General features: G+C 60.7%; 2 protein-coding genes. Both read right to left on the bottom strand.

Translation table 11 applies throughout. The annotated features are described in order from the left end of the window. Positions 1-258: 258 nt before the first annotated feature. Positions 259-576 carry a hypothetical protein gene (locus tag ACS5Q1_RS47960; protein ID WP_473104794.1) on the bottom strand — a complete coding sequence of 106 codons (318 nt, stop codon included), beginning with the start codon at positions 574-576 and terminating at the stop codon, positions 259-261. 178 nt (positions 577-754) lie between these two features. Continuing rightward, on the bottom strand, positions 755-1,193 hold a 439-nt coding region (locus ACS5Q1_RS47955), incomplete at its 5' end, for a (2Fe-2S)-binding protein (protein WP_473104793.1).

Raw genomic sequence — 1,193 nt, 5'->3', positions numbered from 1 at the left:
TGGCCACCTCAAACCGCACCCGAATTTACACTCATTGACGGACGTGACCCGGGCCCCCCCCCCCCCGCTGGCGGCCTTCAACACATCGGCTCATCTCAGCTGCGTTACGACCTGTAGCGATTGGCGGGCCCTGGAAACCGGCCCGGATAGACTGCCCGCCCAGGCTTTTCATCGGACGTTGGCACTCGCTGTACGATCTGCATGGGAGCGAGGTAAGCGTCCGTTTCGTCACCCCTTCGAGCCTATCCTCAGCACAACCTACTTCCGCGGCACCATCGCGATCTCTGAACTCACCGGCGGATGTCCGTTGGCTTGTCTCACGTGATGGCCGTTCACTCGTCGGTATTCACTGATGATATGTTGAGAAATGCAGTGAGCGTGCCGCTGCATTCCAACAAGGTTCTGGATGATTTTGTGCTTCAGAGGCTCTGGCGCGCTCGAGGCAACGACGTGTTGCGCAATATCGCTGAGTTGGCGAACGAGGTCATTGAGCCTTTTGGTCGCCTCGAGCACACCGGTGTCGTCACGCACGGTCCGCAGCGACGGACGAGATGACAGTTGGATCAGGTTCGACATTCACAGACTCGTTAGCCCTGGATGTGGTGACACGAAAGCTTGTCCCTTATAGGAATTAACACCGCTCGCTTGCTCGAAGCTGTTCGGCTGCTAGTCTGGGGCACCGTGCTCTTCAGCTCTCCGGGCGGCATCGTCAACTTAAGCGAATGTCGGCTGTTTGAGTTCGGAACCCTCGCCTCTAAGTCATTGAACATGCACGATCTGCACCAAGCCAAAAGCTCGTATAAGGCACACCAAACCCGTTAAGTTGACGATGCCGGCACGAGGTCACGCGCCGTCCGTCCACGAGCACGGTGCAGGCCCCGCAGGCGCCCTGGTTGCAGCCCTTCTTCGTCCCCGTGAGGTCCATCCTCTCCCGGAGGACGTCGAGTACCGATTGTCGGGGGTCGATCTCGAGTTGCTGTTTCTTGCCGTTGACGACCAGGCGGACCCGTGCCGTCGGCACGACTGGCGGACCGTCCGGTGAAGCGGGTTGAGCGGTCGCCCCGGAGGCGGCGGCAAGGGAAGCCGCTCCTCCGGCCATTTGCAGGATCGAGCGGCGGGACAGTCCGCTCCGGGAGGCGGTGGTTCCTGACGGTGAGCGTGTCTTGCCCGGAGGGGCATCATCATCATGGTCG

It is taken from the genome of Microvirga sp. GN3 (assembly GCF_055792825.1).
The sequence above is the reverse complement of the archived record's forward strand: the minus strand, read 5'-3'. Positions and strand labels throughout refer to the sequence as shown.